The sequence below is a fragment of the Vitiosangium sp. GDMCC 1.1324 genome (assembly GCF_003044305.1).
GTDB lineage: Bacteria > Myxococcota > Myxococcia > Myxococcales > Myxococcaceae > Archangium.
Window position 1 is genome coordinate 427,708 of the sequence record NZ_PZOX01000009.1, and the last position, 21,245, is coordinate 448,952.

The 21,245-nt window shown below is 68.1% G+C and carries 14 protein-coding genes; 7 read left to right on the forward strand and 7 right to left on the reverse strand.

Translation table 11 applies throughout. The annotated features are described in order from the left end of the window. Nucleotides 1–106 precede the first annotated feature (106 nt). Nucleotides 107–655, forward strand: coding sequence for a hypothetical protein (locus DAT35_RS27245; protein WP_158501896.1), 549 nt, complete (start codon nt 107–109; stop codon nt 653–655). A 172-nt stretch (nt 656–827) separates the two neighbouring features. Here the strand turns inward: DAT35_RS27245 and DAT35_RS27250 are convergent, their stop codons facing one another. From DAT35_RS27250 to DAT35_RS27260, 3 genes are all read right to left on the reverse strand, one after another. Further along, complete coding sequence (locus DAT35_RS27250; protein ID WP_158501897.1) at nt 828–3,317, reverse strand: right-handed parallel beta-helix repeat-containing protein; 2,490 nt, start codon at nt 3,315–3,317, stop codon at nt 828–830. Between the two features lie 119 nt (nt 3,318–3,436). Next, on the reverse strand, nt 3,437–5,047 hold the full coding sequence (locus tag DAT35_RS27255; RefSeq protein WP_108070252.1) for a DUF1552 domain-containing protein: 1,611 nt from the start codon (nt 5,045–5,047) through the stop codon (nt 3,437–3,439). Then, nucleotides 5,044–6,840, reverse strand: a complete 1,797-nt coding sequence (locus DAT35_RS27260) for a DUF1592 domain-containing protein (RefSeq protein ID WP_233261730.1) — start codon at nt 6,838–6,840, stop codon at nt 5,044–5,046. The genes DAT35_RS27255 and DAT35_RS27260 overlap by 4 nt, the downstream gene beginning before the upstream one ends. Nucleotides 6,841–6,959: 119 nt before the next feature. Between DAT35_RS27260 and DAT35_RS27265 the strand changes: the two genes are divergently transcribed. The 4 genes from DAT35_RS27265 to DAT35_RS27280 are packed head-to-tail and all read left to right on the forward strand — an operon-like array spanning nt 6,960 to nt 10,070. Then, complete coding sequence (locus DAT35_RS27265; protein WP_108070254.1) at nt 6,960–7,886, forward strand: hypothetical protein; 927 nt, start codon at nt 6,960–6,962, stop codon at nt 7,884–7,886. 54 nt (nt 7,887–7,940) lie between these two features. Further along, a complete protein-coding gene (locus DAT35_RS27270; protein WP_108070342.1) occupies nt 7,941–8,501 on the forward strand; it encodes an RNA polymerase sigma factor in 561 nt (186 codons plus the stop codon). After that, nucleotides 8,488–9,522, forward strand: a complete 1,035-nt coding sequence (locus DAT35_RS27275; protein WP_108070256.1) for a FecR domain-containing protein — start codon at nt 8,488–8,490, stop codon at nt 9,520–9,522. Before DAT35_RS27270 ends, DAT35_RS27275 begins: the two co-directional genes overlap by 14 nt. After that, the gene (locus DAT35_RS27280) at nt 9,519–10,070 is read left to right on the forward strand and encodes a hypothetical protein (RefSeq protein ID WP_108070257.1); all 552 of its coding nucleotides are present in this window, start codon (nt 9,519–9,521) and stop codon (nt 10,068–10,070) included. Before DAT35_RS27275 ends, DAT35_RS27280 begins: the two co-directional genes overlap by 4 nt. Before the next feature lie 16 nt (nt 10,071–10,086). On the opposite strand, the gene DAT35_RS27285 is transcribed toward DAT35_RS27280, so the two are convergent. The 3 genes from DAT35_RS27285 to DAT35_RS27295 all read right to left on the reverse strand — a co-directional run bounded on the left by DAT35_RS27285 (nt 10,087) and on the right by DAT35_RS27295 (nt 13,525). Continuing rightward, the gene (locus DAT35_RS27285; RefSeq protein WP_233261731.1) at nt 10,087–10,680 is read right to left on the reverse strand and encodes a TMEM175 family protein; all 594 of its coding nucleotides are present in this window, start codon (nt 10,678–10,680) and stop codon (nt 10,087–10,089) included. A gap of 148 nt (nt 10,681–10,828) precedes the next feature. Next, nucleotides 10,829–11,224 carry a VOC family protein gene (locus tag DAT35_RS27290; RefSeq protein ID WP_108070261.1) on the reverse strand — a complete coding sequence of 132 codons (396 nt, stop codon included), beginning with the start codon at nt 11,222–11,224 and terminating at the stop codon, nt 10,829–10,831. A gap of 33 nt (nt 11,225–11,257) precedes the next feature. Continuing rightward, a complete protein-coding gene (locus DAT35_RS27295) occupies nt 11,258–13,525 on the reverse strand; it encodes a family 2 encapsulin nanocompartment cargo protein terpene cyclase (RefSeq protein WP_108070263.1) in 2,268 nt (755 codons plus the stop codon). Between the two features lie 257 nt (nt 13,526–13,782). On the opposite strand from DAT35_RS27295, the gene DAT35_RS58310 reads away from it, so the two are divergent. Continuing rightward, a complete protein-coding gene (locus DAT35_RS58310) occupies nt 13,783–16,773 on the forward strand; it encodes a PPC domain-containing protein (protein WP_158501898.1) in 2,991 nt (996 codons plus the stop codon). Nucleotides 16,774–16,858: 85 nt separating this feature from the next. Further along, entirely contained in the window at nt 16,859–20,863 is a 4,005-nt protein-coding gene (locus tag DAT35_RS27330) for a PPC domain-containing protein (RefSeq protein WP_158501899.1), read from the forward strand. Nucleotides 20,864–21,022: 159 nt separating this feature from the next. On the opposite strand, the gene DAT35_RS60970 is transcribed toward DAT35_RS27330, so the two are convergent. Next, nucleotides 21,023–21,245: hypothetical protein (locus DAT35_RS60970; RefSeq protein ID WP_233261732.1), on the reverse strand; the 223-nt coding region annotated here is incomplete at its 5' end.

Sequence of the window (21,245 nt, forward strand, 5' to 3'; positions counted from 1 at the left end):
ACCCAGGCTCGCACATGCCGTGGGCAAGCCCAGGTGCTTCAAGTAGTCTCCCAGACCCATCGCTTCCTTCCCATCCGACGTACAGTCCGTCCAGAAAGGGGTTCACATGTTTCGCCGTATGCGACTCATTCCGCTCATCATCCTCGTGTCCGCCTGCAAGGGCGAGATGGCCAAAGATGTGACAGCCACCGTGGTGGGCAAGGCGGTGGAGGTGACGAAGGGGGCCGGCACCGGCGTCGTCACCGGCATCGAGGCGGGTCGCAAGGGCGCGGAGAGCACGGACGGCTCCAGGACTCTGTCCAAGCCCGACGAGGTGTTCGCCAGCACGGAGCTGCAGGTCATCGAGGTGAAGCCGGCCTCGCCCAAGGGCGTGGAGGTGGTGCTGGCGGTGACGAACAAGGCCACCCAGCCCATCCACCTGCTGGGCCTGCGGGACGGGGGCGGCGCGCAGCTCGTGGACAAGGAGGGCTTCTTCACGCCGCTGCTGGCGGGCGCTCCGGGCCAGATTAGCGAGGCCATCGAGATGCCACCCTCGGCCAAGGTGAAGGCCACGCTCATCTTCGAGGGTGACGCGGCCAAGGCGGCCCAGGTGCGCCTGTGGGGCAGGCAGTTCCCGGTGCCCGCGGGGGCGGCCACCGCCAAGGCGCAGCAATGAGCGGGAACTGATACCGCGCTGACATCGAAGCATTAGGGCAGGGGAGACAGGTTCAAATCCTGTCTCCCTGGCCAGTCAGTGGTTGAAACCACTGAGTTCCCCCCGGGCCGACGCTGGCGAAGGTGAGGAAGCCCCAGGGCCCCGTCGGGCGCCTGGGGCTCGCCGGACGAGGTCAATTCGGAACGTCGGTGAGGACGATGTCGTCCAGGTACAGGCTGTCACCCGCGCCGCCCGAGGTACTGTAGACCTCCAGATAGGCGTAGGCCGCACCGGCGGGCGCAGCCACCTGGGCGATGGCCTGCTGCCAGTTGGGGGTCAGGCCCGTGAGCGGAACCAGATCGGTCTGGACGAGCGCCTGGCTGCCGTCAAACCACTTCACCCGCACCGTGACATTCGAGATGGCACCGGAGCCCTGCTTCGCCATGAAGCTGAGGCGCTTGTTGCCTCCGCTCGTGGGGAAGCCGGGCCAGTTCGCCACCTGGACGCCCCAGCCCCAGGGGGCCGAGACGCTCACGAGCAGGCTGCCCGTCCCGCGGTACGCGTCCTGGGTCGTGGCCGAGATGCTGGCGGAGTACCAGCCCTGCCATTGCCCCGCGGAGCCCTCACCACCGGCGCTGGCGGCATCGAGGGCGTTTGGCGCGTCACCCACGACGATGTCGTCGACATAGAAGAAGGCCCCGGAGCTGCCCGTGCCCGTCAGGTAGACGAGGACGGTGCTCGCACCCACCGGTGCGTCGACCACGGAGGACACCTGCTGCCAGGTCGCCGTCAGCGCGGGCAACGTCACCTCGTGGGTCTGGAGGACCGTCTGGTTCGCGCCCAGCCACTTCACGGTCATCTTGGGTGTCAGGCCCGCTCCGGAGCCAAGCTTGCCCCAGAGGCTCAGCTTCTTGACTCCAGCGGTCGTGGCGAAGCCGGGCCAGTTCGCCAGTTGGACGCCCCAGCCCGAGGAGGCAGTCACCTCGACACGGAGGCTGTTGGCGCCCGCGTGCGCTTCCTCGGACGACCGGGCCACGGCCGTGGAGTACCAGGTCTGCCACTGGCCGACAGAGCCCTCGAGGGTGGAGGTGTCGGCGTCCAGGGCGTTGCCGCCGGAGCCCGGCGTCGGCGGCGGCTCGCCCACATCTCCCTCGAGGGTGCTTCCGGCCTCCTGTCCATAGGGAGCAGCCCGCCAGACGCTGAAGCTGACGGTCTCGCCATAACCCTTGGCGAAGCGCCAGTTGCCGACGTACGTGTTGTCATGGAAGCTGTTGCCATTGTTGAACATGACATCGTTCTGGATTCCGGCAACCGTGTAGGGCGACCAGGACATGTTGTCGGCGCCGGTGGCGATGAGGGCCTGCACGCCGCAGTACGTTCCGGCGCACGGCACGACGGTGCTGTCGAAGTAGAACGCGTTGTTGTTCACTTCGATGGCCTTGGCGTGCCAGCGGCAGTCGGTCTTGTAGGGCTCGCCAGCCACCAGGGTGTAGCACGGGTGTGTGTCGCTGATGGGCGCGGGGTATTCGTAGTTGCGCGGTGCCTCCGGAATCAAGGTCGGGGTGATGAACGGCGTGCAGTACCCCTTGCTGGTGTTGCCGTTGGAGTTGCAGAAGCGATTGGCGTTCTCGTAGATGGAGACACCCGAGAAGTTGTCTTCGAAGAAGTTGTCGTAGATGCGAATTTTCGGTGCCCCGCTCACGGCGGAGGCCAACCGCGCGTCGCCGCCCGACTCCGAGAGGTAGATGGCCGGACCCGGCGAACCCAGGTTGCGGTTGCCGCTCACCCAGGCGTTGCGGCGGAGGGTGTTGTTGCGGATGGTGGCGTTGTAGCTGATCTCATACCAGATACCCTCGCCATCATTGCTCTCGATGAAGTTGCCCTCGAAGAGGAAGTCGATGTTGTTGGTGTCCGCCCACAGGCCGGTGCCCCGGTTGTCATGGACCCAGTTGTGGGTCACCCGCGCGCCCCGCACGTCCCAGAACTTGCCGCCACCGGTACAGCCGCAACCCTCGATGTGGCTTTCCCAGTCGTCGGTGTTGTTGCCGGTGATTTCGTTGTGGTCCAGGACGATGTTCTGGATGGCGGAGCCGCCCTCGACCGGCGGCTTGAACATGCTGAAGCCGTACTGCCCGTTGTCCTTCAAGCAGTTGTAGCGGACGACGCTGTCGGTGCCCAGGAAGACACCAGCGCCATCGTTGCCTGAGATGGTATTATACTCGACGGTCCAGCCGGTTCCGGAGTCGTGGTTGACCACGCCTTCGTTGTTGTTGTCCAGGCCGCGGCCGAAGTTCCGGATGGTCAGGTACTTGATGGTGACGTTCTGGGCGGCACCCGTGAAGGCATACAGATTGAGATGCTGTCCGTCGATGATTGCGCCCGGCGCGCCAATATAGGTCGTGTTGGCGCGGGTGACGATCTGTCCGAAGACATCGCTGGCCAGCGTATGGACGCCGGGCCCGAACCAGAACGTCGCGCCCGGCTGATTGAAGTTGAAGCCGCTGTTATCACCGGCCGGAACCGTCACCGCGCCCGCTGGTGCGGTACTCGGGCCGCTCAAGAGCGCGGTATTGCCGCAGATTTGAGCCGGCGGTGTCGTCGGCCAGGGCGGGGGCTCGGCCCCCACATTCTCGCGGCCCTGCGCTGGCAGTGCCAGGCCGCAGGCAAGGAGGGCGCCCAGCATCAGTCCCTCGAAGCGCTTTCCCTGACTGGCGAGGGTCGCCAGGACAGCCCTCCGACGATGGGCTCTCTCGCTGATGATTTCTGAGGATGTATTGGTCATTTTCGCAAGACTCACAACAGCTACGGCGTGAGAAACGGCAGCAGCTCTCCCGTCTTCTGCCACATCGACGACGGATAGGCCTGTGCCGAGGTAAAGCCTTTGTTCGTGAAGAAGTACTCGTACGTAGATTGGTATGACGCCTTCCAGCCGTAACCGGGATGGTCGGACTCGCTCCACTCCGCCTTCGGGATGCCCATCGCCTGGAGCGCGGTGCCGAGCCACTGGTTGTACAGGAGGCCAGCCCACAGGGAGTTGCCCTCGCTGCCCGTGCTGGAGTCTCCGCTCACCTTGCGCGTGGTGTTCCGGTAGTCGCAGTAGCTGCCGGTCTTGAGGGCGCCTCCCGCGCTCCCGGCGGTCACCACCGGGACGGAGAAGGAGAAGTGTGGGGTGTTGCCGTTCTCCTGGGCCCACGCGAGCAGCGAGTCATCCAGCAGCGTTCCACCCGCGCCGTTCGAGAACCGCTCGAAACGGGAGACGAGGTCGAGGAACACCTGCGAGAAGAAGACCTGGTTGAACTGGACCACCAGCTCCTGGTTCGGCCCGGCCACGGTCGACGGATGAACGACGTTGTTGTGCCAGTCTTCACCCTGCGGGGCTCGGGTGGTGAACGTCAGGTTCTGGTTGTTCTCGTCGATGCTGATGGTGGCGATGCGGCAGACGCCGCAGTTCATCGCCACGGCGAGCACCTCGTTGACGAGCCGGAAGTATTCGACGTTCTTCGCGGGGTCTCCCGCAAAGGAGCCCGAGTTCTTGAGCGACAGGTTGTCGGTGGTGGGCCGCTGCGGCACCTGGCAGCCGGCGCTGGTGGTCGCCTCCAGCCGGCGCTGCAGCTCGGCGACGGCGTCGATGTGCTGGTCCAGTCGCGCTCGGTCCTCGGCCGACAGTCGGCTGTTGCCGTTGCGGAGCCGCCGATAGCTGTCGAGAATCCTGTCCACCACCGGTGCTCGGGTGTTGCCGGAGCCGCTGGTGCCGGCCAGCAGGACGTCGAACAGGGCGAGCGAGCTCTCCATGGAGCTGATGGGGCTCGAGGCGACCCCGGAGGAGCGAACCCCGGGGGTGCTGTAGCCCCAGCTCCCGCTCGCGGTGCCCGAGGCGGCGATGGCGACGCTTCGTTTCCGGACGGAGGTGACGCTCGGGTAGAAGGCCGGAGAGTAGGCCATCACCTGGTCGATGGTCGCCCGAGGCGAGGCGGGCCGCTGCTTGTCGAAGTCGTAGTAGCCCAGCGCGGCGCCGAAGTTGTGACCCATGTACAGGGGGAAGTCGAGGCCCCGCAGGATGTTCATCTTCGAGACGAGGGTGGGCGTGAGCACCGTCGACCGCGCGGTCAGCACCCGGCTGATGACCGCATCACCGCTCGCGTTGGCCGGCGCGGCCAGCGCCCCTCGCCGGACGTCGTGGCTCGCGTAGAACAGGGTCTGCGTCAGCGCCGAGTCCGCCGGCCACATGTTCGCGCCGAAGATGGCGCCATGGGGGGTACGGAAGTGCACGAAGCACTTCGGGCGCTGGGCCGTCTGGGCCTTCGCTTCCCTCGGGCTCAGCAGCGATGGGAGCAGCGGCAACGCCAGGACGGCTCCGCCCGCGCCGCGAAGGAACATGCGGCGGTCCACTCGGAAGACAGGTGTGTTGCTCACTGGAAGCTCCTCTGCTTGAACGTGGGGTGGTTGGCGAGCGTCTTCAGCATGTCGGCCATCGGCGCTCCGCTGCGCGCGACCGCCTCCATCTCCGAGAGCAGGCAGCCATCCCTCGCGGTGGACTCCACGCGAGCCTGCGAGAAGCGGAAGTACTGGCGCGCGATGCAGGACTCGAAGAGCTGGCTGTCATCAATCAACTGCGTGAGCTCGGCGACGCTGGAGACGAGCCGCCGCTCGGAGCCGTAGACCCGCACTTCCGCTACGGTGTCCACCGGGGGGGTGTTCGTCATGTGGCCCCGCGGGTCGTACAGCCGCTCCACGCTGCGTTCCCGTCCGAGCGCATCGAACCCTTCCAGCACGAAGCCCGGCGGGTTGATGGTCTGGTTATGACAGCCTCCACAACTGCCTCCGGAGGTGAGCTGGGTCACAGCCTGTCGCGTCGTCATGTCCTCGGTCGGAGAGGGAGGCCTGTCGCTGGCGTTGGGAGGTGGGGCCCCGACCTGCTGGCAGAGCAGCGCGTTGCGCACCATGTATCCTTTGTGGATGGGACGCGTCGACGCGGTTCCCGTGGCCAGCAGGGCAGCGCGTGTCAGCAGCCCGCTGCGGTTCTGGGAAGGGATGACCGGTGCCGGACCGGTGCCGCTCCAGACGGGCACACCGTAGATGGAGGCCAGGTAGTGGTCCCCCGTGTAGGATCTCCGGTCGTGGAGGAAGTCGCTCACCGAGCCACCCGACACGATGGTCTGCCAGGCGGAGAGCTGGACGTCCTCGAACATCGCGGTGCGAGCAGCGTCCGTGGGCATCTCCTCCCCGACGAAGGCCTGAAAGACCGGGTCGTTCCGGAGCGCGACCAGCGACGGCAACTCTTCGAGCCGCAGCCACTCGCTGACGAACTCGTCCAGCGAGCTTCGCAGTTGGGGACCTTGGAGCATCCGATTGAGCTGGGCAGCGAAGCCGGCCTCGGTCAGGAGTGAGCCATTGACCGCCCCGGCCCAGAGCTCGTCGTCGGGAGGCGCTTGCCAGAATTGGTAGGACAGCCTCGAGGCCAGCTCGAACGCGGAGAGCGGGCTCACTGGCTGGCTGGCGTCGGTTCCATGCTCGACCCGGTAGAGGAACCAGGGCGAGTTCAGGAGCGCGGTGATGACGTCGGCCACCGCCGCCCTGTCCACCGGAGTACTCCCCGCGATGTCCGCGAAGGCGGTGACCTCCGCCGCCGGCAGTGGGTTGCGCAAGACGCGCGAGCCCCAGCCGCGAATGAAGGTCTCCAGGCAGGCCCGGTCGTTGGCCGTCTGTCCGTCGCTCGCGCAGCTCCCCAGGAGGGCATTGCGGCGCGCGTCGCTGCCGGTGAGCTCCTGGGCCACGGCTTGTCCCAGGTCGTACATGGCATCGATCTGGGCCTGCTGGATGGACTGGTCCAGCCGGCTGTAGCCGCCTTTCAGATCACCTGGGGCGGGTGTGCGCTGGTCCGTGGGGTACCGGGCGAAGGTGGGCGCTACCTTCGCCCAGATGGCGTCCGTCTCTTTCGGCAAGGCGCGGGCAATGGCGAAGCGGAGCGAGTTCCCCAGTTGGGTCCGGGACAGCCTGGGCAATGGCAGGTCGACGGGGACGGCGTTCGCATCGCAGGAGAACTGCTCCGGGGCGGGGGAGATGGGCGCGGACGAAGCGGGCGGAGCGGGATCGTCTTCGCCCGCGGAGTCGTTTCCGCCGACGGAGATGGGTTGCTCGATTCTGCCAGAGCAGGCGACCGCGCCCGCGCACAGAAGCAGGAGGCTCAAATGGCGTGGAGAAGTCATGGCCCCACCTACGCGCCAGGCCGAAAAAACTTTCCTCGCCGTGGGGTCGGTCCGCTGGAGGGCCCGGACGGCCGAAGCTGACTGGGGTCCACGGTCGACGGTACTATCCGCGTCACCGCATGACTGCTCTGCTCAGCGCGCTGTCCCTCGTCTTCCTGACCCAGGCCCCGGCGGTGTCCGTTTCCTTCGACCTTCGCTCCCTGTCCTACCAGGATTACCGGCGGTGGGAAGGTGTGGAGCTGGAGCGGAAGGTGGCGCTCCGGTTGATACAGGAGGGCTTCGCGGTCGTTTCTCCGGAGAGCCCGGCGCAGCTTCGGCTGCGTGCGAGCCGCACTCCCGAAGGACTGCGGCTCGAGGCAGCCGGGCCGCGGCAGCGGGTCGAGCAGAGCGTTCGCATGGGGCGGGGCTCGCTCGCGGAGCTCCACTTGGAGATCGCACAGAAGCTGTCCGAGATGACGAGGGCGCTGAAGCCCGAGCCGGAGCCGCCCCCGCCCGAGCCCGTTGCGGCCGAGTCTGCTGGGCCCGTGCCCCAGCCCCCCGTGGCGGTGGCTTCCGCCCCACGGAGCTCCGAGCTGGACCTGAGCCTGGGCCTGGGTTCGCTCTGGCGTGGACCCGCCGTCGACCCACACCTCCTGCTGTCCATCCGGCAGGGCCTGGGGGCGTTCGGCCTCGAGGCGGAGGCGGGGCTCGGGGTGTCTCGCGGCGCGGAGCTGACCGTGCTCGAGGCGCAAGGTGGTGCCTTCTTCAGCTATCGGCTCTCCGCGTCGGAGCGTCTTCAGCTCGAACCTGGCGTGGGCGCGGGTGTCGTCCTCCACAACTACCAGCTCACGTCCTCCTGGGTGTCGGACCGGTCCGGTACGCAGGTGTCTCCCGCGGGCTGGGCCCGGATGAAGCTCCGGTGGAGGTTCACCGAGCGCTTCGCGGCAGAGCTGCGCGTGGCCATGGGCCTGCTGAGGCCAGTGATCCATGCGAGCGAGGGCGGAACGCTGTGGTCGCGGGGAGGCGTGAGGCTCGAAACCGGCGCCAGCCTCTCCTGGTGGCCGTAACCTCCGAGGAAAGTTTCTCCGGCGCCAATCGTAGGTGCCCAGGTGATGGATGTGATGTCGCGCGCTTCCCACTCCAAGGCCCCGCCCGCCCTGCCTGACCGACCTGTGTCGTTCGACACGCTCTATGAGGAGCACGCCGAGGATGTCTTCTTATGGGCCATGCGGTATGCGGCGGGCCGCTCGGGCTGGGCCGAAGACGTTACGCACGATGTCTTTCTCAAGGCCTGGGAGCACCGGGCCTGGCTACGTGAGGAGGACGTGAGGGGCTGGCTGTTTCGCGTCACGCAGAACGTGGCGCTCTCCGCCCTGCGGCGCGAGAACACGTTTCGACGGCGCGTCGCCGCCCTCCTGTTTCCGTCGCAGCGCACGGAGACGGAGTCCACGCCCGAGGGGGCCCTCGAGCGGCGAGAGGCGGTGCGCAGCGCCACGGCGGCGCTGGACCGCTTGCCGGGGCAGGAGCGGGTGGTGATGGGTTTGAAGATGCTGGATGATCTGAGCCAGCGCGAGATTGCCCAGCTCCTCTCGCTGTCGGAGGGCTACGTGTCGAAGTTGATCAGCCGCGCCCAGGGCCGTCTGTCGGCCTGGGGATGGAAGGTGGACGATGGCTCCCCGTGACTTCCGCACCGAGCTCCGGCGTGAAGACCAGCTCCGCCGCGAGCAGGGGCTGTCCCCGGCCGCCCAGGCCCGGCTGTGGTCGCGGCTGCGGGACGCGCGCGAGCCGAAGCCGGCACGGCACAGGCGTCCCGTATGGTGGATGCTCGCTGCGTCGGCAGCGGCGCTGGCCCTCGCGGTGTTCTTCTGGAGCGCTCCGTCCGCACGCTCGCTGGGGGGGCTCGAGCTCGCACAGGCCTCTCCCGACCTGAGGGTGCGGGAAGACGCCGCGGGGGTGGAAATCCAGATGGGTGAGGCCGCCCTGGTGGACGACGCCCGAGGCCTCGCCCTTCGGAACCTGGGGCCGCTCGTCGTTCGTCGCGAGCCGTCGGGGGTGCGACTGGTCCGCGGCCGCGCGGAGTTCTCGGTGGAGCACCGAAAGCCAGGGACCTCCCCCGCTGTCGTGCTCGTGTCGGGTGGGGCGATTGAGGTCATGGGCACGCGCTTCACGGTGGAGGAGCGGGAAGCGGGTGGAGCGGTCACCCTGCACGAAGGCGCCATTCTCTTCCGTCGGCTCACGGGTGAGGTGGTTCAGCTTCGGCCGGGGCAGACGTTGGGGTGGCCGGTGGCCGAACCCGCCGAGCCAGCACGTCGCGAGCTGGCGTCTCCCGAGCCGGAACCGTCCCAGCCCCTGGCCACGCCCAGCCCGGTGGTCGATTCCTCCCGCCCCCCCGCCGCGGCTGGCCGTGCCCCGAGCGTGGAGGAAATCTTGCGAGAGCTGGAGGTCCTTCGCGGTCGGCACGAGTTCGAGCAAGCGGCGCGGTACCTCGAGGCGGCGATGCGCAAGCAGCCCGCGGCGACGCGGGAGCGCCTCAGCTTCGAGCTGGGCTCGCTGCTCACGCACCAGCTCAAGGACGCGCAGCGCGCCTGTGCGCACTGGGCTCGCCACGAACGACAGTTCCAGCATGGGCGCTATGCAGAGGCAGTCCAGCGTGCCCGTGAGACGCTGTCCTGTCAGGCCCGTGATGGGGAGACAGGGCGATGAGACCGGGGCGCTGGAGCGTGCTGTCGCTGGTCGCGGCGCTCACCGCCTGCGAGCCTGCCATCATCGACCATTCCCCCACCTCCAATCTGCTCGACGCCGAGACGGCGTCTCTGGAGACCGGGCTCGGACAGTGGGTCCCGTGGTTCTCGGTGAACGTCTCGAGAGCGCCCACCGCCGCGAGAGATGGCGAAGCGGGCATGCGCGTGGAGGTGACAGGGCTGTACGGCTGGGGTGTCCATCTCGACAACTGGCCGGGATTTGCCGCATCCCCGGGAGCGCACCGCGCTTCCTTCTGGGCCCGCGGGACGCCGGGACGCGCACTGGTCGCCGAGATGCGGGTGAGCTGGCGCGATGCGAGCGGCCAGGAGCTGCAGTCGGAGGTGCTCTCCAGCCCGGTGCTTTCCGAGGAGTGGGCTCGGACTGCTCGCGAGCTGACGGCCCCGGCCGGAACGGAGCGGGTGGGGGTGGAGGTGACCGGCGCCGAGGGTGCCCCGGGCGACGTCATCGAGCTGGATGTGCTGGTCGTGCAGGCATTGAGCGCGCCTTGAGCGGCTCCAGAGGCTGTCATTGCGCCCCACGATTCAGCACATGCTCGATGCGCCGATCCGGCACCAGCCAGAGCAGTGCGGCCACCACGTAGAGCAGCTGAGCGATGCCCGGCCGCCAGAACGTCGATGCGATGCCCAGAAGATAGAGCAGCGGCGAAATCCGTTCCTTCCAGTTGTTGCCCACCGCCGACTTGAGCAGGGAGCCCGGACCTTCCACCGCGATGAGCGCCCGCTGGAGCAGCCAGTAGGCGCAGGCAGCCATGAGCAGCACGCCACCGTACAAGGCGCTCGGCCACGCGGCGAAATGGTTCTCGCCCATCCAGCCGGTGGTGAAGGGAAACAGTGATAGCCAGAACAGCAGGTGCAGGTTGGCCCACAACACGGCGCCGGACACCTTCGTCGAGACATGCAGCATGTGGTGGTGGTTGTTCCAGTAGATGCCGACGTAGACGAAGCTCAGCACGTAGCTCAGGAACACCGGCAGGAGCGGACGCAGCGATTCCAGCGACTCGCCATGCGGCACCTTCATCTCCAGCACCATGATGGTGATGATGATGGCGATGACGCCATCACTGAAGGCCTCGAGCCTGCCCTTACCCATATTACCCATCGCTTCACTCCGGGGCTGATCTGTTGATGCCTTGCCGACTATTGGCGGGCCAAGGCCACCCTCCGCAGCGTATAGCGTATAGGCGGAATGGGGGCACTGTTGCTAGGCGGCGGGCTGGTGCGGGGGGTGGAGGAGGAGAGGGCAGGGGTCAGCGCTGCTTGTTCTTCTCGTCCCAGAGCATGGGCTCCCAGAGCTCCACCTTGTTGCCGTCCGGGTCCATGATCCACGCGAACTTGCCGTTCTCGTGGCTCTCGGGGCCTTTGACGATTTGCACCCCCGCCGCTCGAAGCTGAGCGAGCAGCTCGCCGAGGTTGTCGACGCGGTAGTTGATCATGAACGGCGCGTCGAACCAGTCGCTGTCCTTCGCCGCGACATTCCACACCGTGAGGCCCTTGTCCTCGGCCTTATCCTCGGGCCACTTCAGAATGGCGCCGCCCCAGGGCTCGAGCTGAATGCCGAGGTGACGCTGGTACCATTCGGACAGCGCCTTGTCGTCCCTGGTCGATTTGAAGAAGATGCCGCCGATGCCGGTGACTTTTGCCATGGCGGCGGAGTGAAGCCGGACGGCGCGGCCACGTCAACGCTGAGCAGGTGGGATGCCTCCGAGCTGCGACGCGATGCGCGCGGCCGAGGTCCCCAGCCCCGTGGGGCTCCCCGGCAGCCGCACGAGCTTCCGGGTGTTGCGCAACTCGGATTCCTTGTAGCGACCCACCGCGAGGTGCCACTCGAGCACTCCCCGCATCCACTGCTGCAGCTTCTCCACGTACCTGTGCAGCTTCTCGCGGGCCTTCGCGTCCAGGCGGTAATCCTCCACGAGCGCGGGCAGCTCGGTGGCGACGATGTGCTCGAACTGCTGCATCCGCGCCGTCATCAGGTCATTGACGACCTCGACGGCCCTCGGCTTGTCGAGGTCGAGGAAGCGCTGGACGACCAGCACGCCGTTGTTGAGCTCGCCCTCGAACTCAATCTCTTTCTGGTAGGAGAAGATGTCGTTGGTCATCCAGGCGTAGTCCCCGGCCGAGTTCTCCAGCGAGCGCAGGGTCCGCGTATGGAAGATCTCCGGCGGAATCTCGTCGCCTTGCGACAGCCGGAGGGACAGGCTCATGAAGAAGTCCGCGCCGAACGTCTTCCGGCGCATCTCCACGTAGTCGACCGGATCCGGGATGCGGTTCTGGATCTGATTGGCGAGTTCCCACAACCAGCTCTCGGCCATGTCCAGGAGGGCCTTGCGGAACAGATTCCGAGCGCTCTGGGACAGGGCCCCGGCGGTGCGAGCCCACATGTCGGCCAGTCCGCGCTCGACCGGGTTGATGGGGACTGCCGTGCAGGTGGCGGGGTCGTCTGGCAGGAACGCCGCCAGCCGGGCGGTGAAGACCTTCGCCCCCGCCATGTCGCGGGTGTGCCCGTAGAACGCGGGGAAGTAGTCGTCGGTGTAGGTTCCCCAGACGAGCCAGCCGACGGTCAGGTTGAGCTCGGGGCCCGACATGCCCGGGTGGATCAACGCGGCGCACAGGGCCATGTCGGCGATGTCGAACGTGTGATCATCCCAGATGTACACGCCCGGCAGGCCCGGCAGCGGGTCCAGCAGCCCCATCTGGCGCGCCCAGTCCTTGGAGTGCTTCCGCGCGGCGTCCAGGTGCGGGTTCAGACCCGTGCTGTAGGGCATGTAGAACTTGGGCAGCTTCACCGGGCCCACGGGTGTGTAGGGCAGGTGGGCGAAGCTCTTGAACCGGCTCAACCCCAGGGAATCAGGCGACAAGCGGAGGCGCGCCGCCGAGGTCCCCAGGCCCGTGGGAGCGAGCGGGAGCAGCCCCTCGTTCCGGGTGCCCTTGTTCATGTAGCGGCTCGACCGCATGTGCCATTCGTGGCCGCCGGACTGCCAGTCCTGAAGCCCGCGGATGTACGTGAGGACGTGCGCCTGCTCCACCGGGTTCACGCCGAACTCCGCGAAGAGCGAGGGCAGCTCCGTCAGCGTCGTGTTCTCGAACTGATGGAGCCGCGACGTCAGGAGATCGTTGGTCAGGTTGGCGGCGCGCTGGGTATCGACGTTGAGGAACTTCTCCATCACCAGGACGCAGTTGGAGAGCTCTCCCTCCTCCAGGATTTCGCGCTCGTAGGAGAAGAGATCGTTGCGCAGGTGCACGCCGTCGGAGAACGTGTCCTTGAGGACGCGCATCGGCCGGGATTCCGCGATCCGGTCGGGAATCTCCGCGAAGACGGCGTGCTCCACGAGATCCGCCGACCACGGCGCCCCGCCCACCTTGCGGCGCATCTCGATGTACTCGATGGGATTCGAGACCCGTTGCACGCTGATGTTGGACAGCTCCCACGTGGACTCTTCGAGCAGGTGCTTCGTGCTCGTGAAGAACCGGCGCCGCCAGGCCTCGGAGCGATGGGGCACCGTCCGCGCCCACAGGTCCGCGAGGCCGCGCTCCACGGGATTGGTCGGCTCCGGCGGAGTGACGGAGAGGTCCACCGGCATGAACGCGGGCAACCTGTCGAGGTACTTCTTCGCCCCCTCGCGATCCTTCGTGCGCTTGTACAGCTCGAGGAAGTGGTCGTCGAAGTAGAAGACCCAGACGTACCAGTCGGTCACCAGGTCCAGCTCAGGGCCCGGAGCCTCGGGATGGGTGTACGCGCAGAGCAGGGCGTAGTCCATGGCATCGAACCTGGCCTCGTCCCAGATCTCGGGGGCGCTCCCGTCCTTCGGCTTGCCGATGATTCCCAGCTCCCGCGCCCACGCCTTGGAGTGCACGCGGGCCCCTTCGAGGTTGGGATTCAGGCGCGCCGGCCAGGGGACGTAGAAGTCTGGCAATTGAAACGGTTGCTTGGCTTGCGTTTTCATGAATTGCCTTCTGGGATTGGGCCTGCGTGCTGCGCGCGTGCGCTGAGCAACGGATGTACCAGCGTCCGCCGCGGCCCACAAGAATCGCAAGGAGGGCGAAGAGCTCAGGCCGCTCTAACGCGTCAAAGGGGCCGGCTGACACGTCAACGGCTCGGTTGACGTGTCAGCGGGCTCGCCATGTCAGACCCCTTTTTACACTCTGCGTCGCAGTTGGGTTTTCAGGCCATCTCGGCCATTCCCGACGACGAGGAGCAACCATGCGTCGAAGTCTGATGTGCGCAGTCCTGGGCGCGCTCATGTTCGCGAGCGCATGCGACCGCGGCGAGGAGGCCCCGGTCCCCGAACCCGCGACACCGGCGGAGGTTCCCCTGCTCACGCAGGGGGAGACCCGCCAGGAGCTGTCGGGCATCTCGGGCGGTGAAACCCTCTTCGGGCTGGAGGTGCCCCCCGGACAGTCCAAGCTGACCGTCACGCTGGCGAACGCGACCAACGTGGACCTGTATGTGAAATACGGGGCCCAGCCCACGCAGACCAGCTACACGTGCCGGTCCAAAACGACCACCGCCACCGAGCAGTGTGTCATCAACACGCCCACGGCGGGCATGTGGTTCATCACCGTGCGCGGCACGGCCGCCTTCACCGGCGTCACCCTCACGGCCGTCACCACGCCCGCGCCGGACCCCAGCGTGGTCGTGCTCACCTCGGCCCAGCCGGTGACGGGCATTGCCATCCCGGCCGACGAGACGCGCTACTACAGCCTCGATGTTCCCGCCGGACAGGGCCGGGTCGCCTTCGAGCTCACGGGCGGCACGGGCGACGCGGTGCTCCTGGCCAACTTCGCCAACAAGCCCTGGCCGCTGTCCGCGAACTGCACCGGAAACCTGCGCTCGGCAACCGCGAGCTGCGTCGTCAACCAGCCCCGCGCCGGCACCTGGTACGTGGCGGTCCAGGCCAAGAGCGCCCTCGCCAACTTCAAGCTCCAGGGCACCTACACGGCCGTCGCGGAGGCGGCCGAGGTCGTCCTCGCGGATGGGCAATGGACGCCCTTCGCCAGCACGCCCGCCCAGGACGCGATGTTCCGCATCGACGTGCCCGCGGACCAGGTGGGACTGACGATGGAGCTGTCCGGCACGCCCGACGTGGCGGATGTCTATCTCAAGACCAAGGGGCACCCGACGCCCACGGACGCCCGCGCCTGCACGGGCAGCACGTCCAGCAGCTGTTTCTATTACACGCCGGAGCCAGGTCCTTGGTACGTGCGCGTGCGCGCGAACGCGACCGCCGCTGACACGCGCGTGCGCGCCACGCTCGCGCCCATCGCGCCCCTGGCATCAGGCGCAACCCAGACACTGACCGCGGTGCCCCAGAGCCGCACGCTCTACTACCGGCTCGACGTCCCAGCAGACGCGGCGGGCCTGACGGTGACGGCCACCAGCGGCACCGCGGTGAGCCTGGCCCTGCGCTACGGCTCCTGGTCGGCCTCCGCCCTCTCCACGTGCAGCCAGAATCGCTGCACCCTCACGAAGCCCCAGGCCGGCGCCTGGTTCATCACCCTCAACGTCGCAGCGAACACCCAGGCCACCCTGCTCGCCACCGTGGAGCGCAGCGACAGCGCCACCGTCGTGCTGGCGGACACCGAGCCGGTGAGCCTGTCCGCCCCCGCCGACACGCGTCAGTACTTCCGGTTCGAGGTCCCGCCGGGCCGTGAGCAGGTCGTCTTCGACCTGTATGCCCGCCTCCCCGCGCCCACGATCGCCTCGATGTATGTCCAATACGGACGCGAGCCGACCACGTTCGACGCCGCGTGCTACGCCAACTATGGGTCCCCGACCCAGTCGCGCCGCTGTGCCTTCGCGCGCCCCGCCGCGGGAACCTGGTACGCGATGGTCACCGCGCCCGTGCCGATGACAGCCGTGGTGCGCGCCACCACCTCCCAGCCCTATCCCCTGTTCAGCGGCTGGGTGGAGCCTGCCTATTCCGGGACCCAGAACTCGGAGCGCCAGTGGACGGTGGACGTCCCCGCGGGCACCAGCGACCTGCTCGTGCAGCTCTCCGAGGTGATGAGCGGCTGGGACGTCTGGTCCCAAGGCGACGTGGCGCTCCTGCTCAAGCGCGAGGGCATCCCCAACTCGGCGGACTTCGACTGCAAGTCGGACGTGCCGGACGCACCCCTGGAGGCCTGCGCCATCGCGAATCCCCAACCGGGCCGCTGGTACATCCTCGCCCGAGGCAAGACGGACTTCTCCAACGTGCACCTCCAGGCCACGACCTCGGTCACGCCCGGCGAAGGGGTGGAGGCGCTGGAGAATGGCGTGGCGCGCGTGAATCTCACCGGCAAGGTGGGCGCCTATCGCCTCTGGAAGCTGGAGGTCCCAGCCGGACAGCGGCGCCTGGAGTTCGATGTCTCGGGCGGCACGGGCTCGCTGGACCTGTATGTCCAATCCGGCACGCGCCCGACGCCCACGAACGCCGTGTGCCACGCGGCCCCGGCCACCACGGGTGAGCGCTGTGTCATCGACCAGCCCCAGGCGGGCACGTGGTTCGCGCTCGTCCGTGCGGCCTCGGACTTCAATGGCGTCTACCTGACCGGGCGCTACGGCCAAGACACGGACGTCGCGCCGCTCACACCGCACATCCCCGTGCCCAACCTCACGGCGGACGGCACGATTCCGCGGCTGTTCTCGATGGACATTCCGGCGGGCCGGACACAACTCCGCGTCCACGTCACCGGAGCCTTCCAGGACACGGAGCTGCGGGTGAAGCGCGGCGCCGTCCCCACCCTGACGGAGACGCGTTGCGCGTATGGCTACAGCAGCCAGTCCATGGACTGCGTCGTCTCGGCGCCGGCCGCGGGCACCTGGTACGTGCTGCTGACCGGCAAGTACCGCGGCGTGACCCTCACCGGGATGGATCAGCTCACCCAGGCGGCGTCGGGCATCGAGCCCATCCTGAATGGCTCGCGCACCCGCGTGCCCTCGGGGACGGGCTCGCACTACTACGTGGTGTCGGTGCCCGACGGGGCCAAGAGCCTCCAGGTGTCGACCGTGGGCATCCCGAAGAGCACCTCGGGCGCCACCAACCTCTACGTGCGGCGAGGCGATGCGCCCGTCTCCACCTACGACTGCGCCTCCACCATCTCCGGCTCGGATGACTCCTGCGCGTTCACCAATCCCCAGGCGGGCCTCTGGTACATCGATGCCTACGGCACCAGCTACAACGACATCGAACTGCGGGTGCTCCATGAGTAGCCCCGCCCGCGCCGCTGCATCCCCGCATTCCCTCTCCCTCTTCACACGCGCCGGCGCGACTCAGCCCCGGCATGAGGATAGCGCTATGTCTTCGCGGTCCTGGGTCGTCTGGTTTGGATGTCTGCTCGGGCTGTGCCTGAGCGCGTGTGGTCCCGCCGCGAGCCGTCCGGCTCCGGTGCAAGAGAATCCTGGCACCACCCTCGGTGGAGCCACGCTCGCGGCCGTCGCGCTGACGACGGGCCAGGCCACCTCCGTGTCGGGCGCGAAGGACGAGCAGAAGCTGTTCTCGCTCCAGGTCCCGCCTGGACAGAAGGTGCTCAACTTCAAGACGTCTGGCGGCACGGGAGATGTGGACATCTTCGTGCAGTTTGGCGCCGAGCCAACCGTCACGTCGTACCGGTGCGCCTCCACGGCCGCTGGCAACACGGAGCTGTGCGCCATCGACAACCCCGAGGCGGGCACGTGGTACGTGATGGTCCGAGGCTACGCCGCCTTCGCGACCGTCTCGCTGCTGGGCGAGTACGCCCCGCTGGCGAACGTGCTCGGCAGCGGCCAATTCGTCACGGTGAGCGGCACGACGGGGAGCCAGCGCTACTGGACCGTGTCGGTGCCCGCGGGGCAGACGGCCCTGCACGTGCGGACGATGGGCGGCTCGGGCAACCCGGACCTGTATGTCTCGTTCGGCACGCCCCCGACGACCACCGCGGCCACGTGCACCTCCGCGCGGTGGGACTCGTCCATCGAGGACTGCAACGTCACCAATCCCCAGGCGGGCACCTGGTACATCATGGTCCGCGGCGCCTCGGACTACACCAACGTGCGCGTCACCAGCAGCCTGCAGGCGGCGGACGGGACGCCGGTGATGTTCATCGGCAATGACCGGGTGGAGAGCCCACTGAGCGCCAGCGTCAACGAGCTGCTCAACTACGCCATCGAGGTGCCGCCCGGGCAGACCGTGCTCCGGGTCCGCACGACGAGCAGCCTGACCGAGAACCCCAACCTCTACGTGCGGTTCAACGACCGCGCCACCACGACGACGTATGACTGCCTCTCCGAGCAGCCGTACGCCACCGAGGAATGCGTCATCAACAACCCGCAGGCAGGGACCTGGTACATCCAGTTGCACGCCAAGTCGGCCTTCAGCGGCGTCGCGCTCCAGGCGTACTACGCGAACGGCGCGCTCGCGCCGCAGGAGCTGACGCCCGGTAAGCCGTCCTCCGGCTTCACGCTGATGAACACCAGCGACACCCGCGCCTTCACGCTGTCCGTCCCGCCCAACGCCGGGAAGCTGCGCGTCTCGGTGAACCGGGGCGACAACAGCGTCTCGCCGACGGTCTACCTCGCGTATGGCGCCGTGCCTGTTCCCACCAACAGCAGCACCTATTCCTGCTCGTCCACCTCGAGCTGCGAGGTCAACGAGCCCCAGGCGGGCACCTGGTACGTGCTGGCCACCACGGCCTCCAGCATCCGGCTGAACGCCACCGTGCGCGTCTGGTACTCCGGTGAGGTGAGCGCGCCGGTGGAGCTGGGCAACGGCCAGGCGCTGAGCGGCATCTCCGCGTCGCCGGATGACAACCGCTACTACACGATCAACGTCCCCTCGGGGCAGCGCCGCCTGCGCTTCGACATGACGAGCAGCACGGGCCAGCCGTGGGTCGCCATCCGCTCGCGCACGCGCCCTGCGCCCGCGGACACGTCCATCTACAACGACTGCGAGGGCACGCTCAATGACGGGCGCACCAGTTGCGTGTTCGACCTGCCCGTCTCGGGCATCTGGTACGTGCGGCTCCGGGCCACCAAGGAGGTCACGGAGTTCTTTGTCCGCGCCACCTATTCCGCCACGGCGCCGGAGCTGCCCACGGAGCCCCTCACCGCCGGGCAGTGGGTGACCGACCTGTCTGGGACGTACATGGTGGACCGGTTCTACAGCATCAGCGTGCCGGTGGGCATGCAGACCCTGAAGTTCGAGACCCTGGCCGGTGACGGAAACGTCGCCTACGTGCTGCAGTCGGGAGCAAAGCCGCCCGCGACGGGAGGCCGCATCTGCACGAGCGCGTGCGAGCTCACCGCGCCCAACGCGGGCATCTGGTACGTGCGCGTCCGCGGGCGAGAGGACTACACCGGCGCGGGCGTGCGGGTCTCCTACCAGCCGTACCCCGAGCTGCCCCTGAACCAGTGGGTGGGCCCCGTGTCGCCCTCGAACTACGGCACGGGCAAGTTCTTCCGCATCGAGGTGCCGAGCGGCCTGTCCGCGCTGACCCTGGAGGGCCGCCTCAGCACGGGCTCTGCCGCGATGCTTCGAGTGGCGAGGGGCGCGCCCCCCACGTCGGGCGCGGACTGCAACGTGGACCAGCCGGACGGCGGACGGCGGTGTGTCATCGCGAATCCCCAGGCGGGCACGTGGTTCATCGAGGCCAACAACATGACGGCGAGCAGCGCCGACGTCTCGCTGCGAGCCAGCGCGGATCGCCTCCCCGCCCCCACGCTGACGCTGGCGGACAACGTCCCGCTCGCGCTGACGGACTTCGCGGGGCGCTACCGCTACCTCACCCTGAACGTCCCCGCGGGGCAGACGCTGCTCACCGTGGACCTGCTCACCCAGCAGGACGCGGAGCTCTACGTGAAGCAGGGCAGCGCGCCCACCACGACGAGCTACAAGTGCGCGGCCGTCTCCACCCAGGCCCAGCCCGGCGCCTCGTGCGCGGTGCAGGCACCGGCCTCGGGCCTCTGGTACGTGATGGTCAAGGCGGCGGACGGCTTCCAGGGCCGCGTGCGGGCCACCACCTCCACCACCCGCGCGCTCACCGCGGGCGTGTCCGAGGTCTCCGTCTCCGGCGCGCTGGGAGAGCAGCGCCTCTACCAGTTCGAGGTGGCCGCGGGCACGAGCGACCTGGCCTTCAACCTGCGCAACACGACGGGCACCGCCAACCTCTTCGTGCGCTACGGCGCGCCGCCGGACAACACGACGGCGGACTGCACCGTGCAAGTGGTGGGGAAGAGCGAGGACACGTGTGCCTTCAGCCAGCCGCAGGCGGGCACCTGGTACGCGGCGGTCCGGTCCGTTTCCGCGGCGTTCACCGGCGCGGTGCTCACCGCGACGTCGGCGCAGACGCCCGGGGAAGGCATCCCGGAGCTCACCCGAGGAGTCGCCGTCAACGGCCTCCACGGCGAGGGCCAGGCCGTGCAACTCTGGAAGCTGGAGGTCCCGGCCGGCCAATCCCTGCTCAAGTTCAACCTGTCCGGCGGGGACGGCTTCGCGGACCTCTACATCCAGCGCGGCGTGCGCCCCACGATGGCCAATCCGGCCTGCTACGCGGAGGGCACCTCGGGCAATGTGGCGACGTGCCTCGTGCAGAACCCCGAGCCAGGCACCTGGTTCGTCGCGGTGGGTCGCGCGTATGCCTTCAGCGGGGCCAGCCTGACGGGCACGTACTCCAACGAGGGAGATGTCTTCCCCCTGGCGCGCGGCGCCCCGGTGCCCAATCTCTCCAGCACGCCGGACCAGGCGCAGTACTTCCAGGTGGAGGTGCCGCCGGGTCAGGGCTTCCTGAGCCTGGACCTGTTCGGCGGCGGCGCGAACGCGGTGATGACCGCGCGCCCCGGTGCCCTGCCCACCGCGAGCGACACGGCCTGTACCGTCAAGACGACGAGCCGGCGCGCGTGTGAGTTCCAGAACCCCACGCCGGGCCTCTGGTACGTGCGGCTGAGCGGCACCTTCAACGGCGCGCTGCTCAGCGCGGACTACGACGCGGTGGGCGCGCCCGACGGCATCCAGCCGCTGGTGAGCCGGGCGCTCGTCATCAACCCGTCGTGCATCAGCACGAACACGCCGCTCCAGTACAAGCTGGAGGTGCCCGCCGGGGCGACGAAGCTGACGTTCGCCACGCAGGGCACGGCATCCTGCGGCGGAGCGGGCATCGACCTGCGCGTCCTGCTGGGAAGCCCCGCCACGCAGACGGATTACGACTGTCTGTCCAACAACGCCGGCAGCACGGAGACCTGCACCTTCCAGAACCCCGCCGCGGGCACCTGGTACGTGCGCCTCTCCGGTGTGGCCTCGTCGGTGAGCGTGGTGGGCACCTACGAGTAGTCGAGTATAGGCGGGATGGGAGTCCTGTTGCGGAAGAGGGCAGGGGGCGGTGGTGGGCCAGAAGGGCCTTGCGACATGCCCTGGAGGGTGAAGGAGGCCCCCCACCACTGCCTTGCGCGGGCGACCGGTTGCCGCGCGCTGCTCGAGCGGGGGCGACCCTCAGCCGAGAGTTACTCCCAGAGCGCCTGCTGCGCTGGCCCCAGCGCCAGGGCCAGGCGCGGCGGCGGCTTCCTGCATATCCCCTTCGGCCCGCACGTACGAGTACACTGCGCGGCCGTTTTCGACGGGCAAAGTCAAACCAATGGATTCACGGAGGATGTGCGTGCGCAAGAGGGTGTCGATGAAGGCGTGGTTGGTGTCGTTGGTCCTGCTGTGTGCGGCG